The following is a 574-nucleotide window of genomic DNA, read 5'->3' on the forward strand; positions in this document are numbered from 1 at the left end:
GACGCTGTCGCTGGTGGGCGAGAGCGGCTGCGGCAAGTCGACGGTGGGGCGCATGATCGTCGGTCTGCTGCAACCCAGCAGCGGCAGTATCGCTTTCGGGGGACGACCCGTCGCGGCGGGCCGCGCCCGCGCGCGGCAGATGCAGATCGTCTTCCAGGACCCTTTCGGGTCGCTGAATCCGCAGATGACGGTGGGTGCCATCGTCGCCGAACCGGCGGTGCTGCACTGCCTGGTGACGCGGCGCGAAACCGCTGCGCGGGCCCGCACGCTGCTGGCCCTGGTCGGTTTGCCGGAGGACGCCGCCGAGCGCTATCCCCACGAGTTCTCCGGCGGACAGCGCCAGCGAATCGCCATCGCCCGGGCGCTGGCGGCGGAACCGAAGCTCATCGTCTGTGATGAAGCGGTTTCGGCGCTGGACGTTTCGGTGCAGGCGCAGATCACGAACCTGCTGCGTGACATTCAGCAGCGCACGGGTATCGGCTATCTGTTCATTTCGCACGATCTCAACCTGGTACATCATATCAGTCACAGGGTCGCGGTGATGTACCTGGGGCGTATCGTCGAGATCGGGCCT

At 66.7% G+C, this 574-nt stretch carries 1 protein-coding gene; it reads left to right on the plus strand.

Going from position 1 to position 574, the window contains the following annotated elements; all coding sequences use genetic code 11:
* Positions 1 to 574: ATP-binding cassette domain-containing protein (locus tag ACKGJN_RS16625; RefSeq protein ID WP_409540685.1), on the plus strand; the 574-nt coding region annotated here is incomplete at both ends.

The organism is Gillisia xinjiangensis (assembly GCF_046298265.1).
GTDB classification, from domain to species: Bacteria; Bacteroidota; Bacteroidia; order Flavobacteriales; family Flavobacteriaceae; genus Gillisia; species Gillisia xinjiangensis.